Origin of the sequence: Algoriphagus marincola DSM 16067, from assembly GCF_000429405.1 — a bacterium.
Lineage (GTDB): Bacteria > Bacteroidota > Bacteroidia > Cytophagales > Cyclobacteriaceae > Algoriphagus > Algoriphagus marincola.
This window is the reverse complement of sequence record NZ_KE386899.1, coordinates 1-859: the sequence shown is the minus strand read 5'-3', so window position 1 is coordinate 859 and position 859 is coordinate 1. Positions and strand designations below refer to the sequence as shown.

At 49.7% G+C, this 859-nt stretch carries 1 protein-coding gene; it reads right to left on the bottom strand.

The features are described 5' to 3' along the window. Positions 1 to 843, bottom strand: an 843-nt coding sequence (locus tag G457_RS22935; RefSeq protein ID WP_456151125.1) for a DUF7507 domain-containing protein, incomplete at its 3' end; no start/stop codon positions are given. Positions 844 to 859: the final 16 nt, after the last annotated feature.

The window sequence follows — 859 nt, the reverse complement described above, 5'->3', positions numbered from 1 at the left end:
CTCGTCATTCACTGCAACGCCACTCAAGGATACATTTCCTGTGTTGGTCACCGTGAAGGTGTAAGTAATCACTGTCTCACCGGCAATCACCTCGAAGCAGTCCTGCTCTCCAGAAGTCTCCAGGTCGCTCGTCTTCTCGATGTTAATTGACTTGTCCTGAGTAAAGCAAGCTTCCGCCTGATCTCTCACTACGAGAAGCACTTCGTATTCTTCTTCAGCAATTCCAGGGATTTGTTGACCTTGGTCAGGTCTCTCTTGTCCAAAGTACTCTCTCAGTTCAGCAGAAGCTGTATTGGTAAAGCATTCTCCATCAATCAATTCCTGCGTAATGGTCACCGCTACAGGGAATACTTCAGACTGTCCTGGAGCCAATTCCGCAATCACTTCCATCAACCCAACCTGCATATCCTCAACATAGATATCGAACAAGGTCACGTTTCCTGTATTAGTCACTGTGATATCATAGGTCACTTGACCATCCAGTACATCATCGTTTCCAGTGACTTCTTTGGAAATTGAAAGGTTAGGAGATTGTGGAAGATCGGTCGTCTCATCGTCGGTCGCCGGATCAGACTCATTCGAATCTGCCGTCGCCGTATTGTCTACTTTGCCCGCATTGATGTCATCCTGGTCGATCGTGTAGGTCGCCGTGAACGTGTTGCCACTGTTCGCCCCCACTGCCAAGTCGATCGGTCCGCCGTTTACAGTCACCAACGGATCGGTTACCGTCACACCGGTCAACGGTAGGTTGCCCGTGTTGGTCACCAAGAAGGTATAACTGATCGTCTCGCCGTCATCCGCTCTGCCGTTGCCGTTCTCGTCATTGAACGTACCTGTCTTCACGATGCTCAAGGAAGCA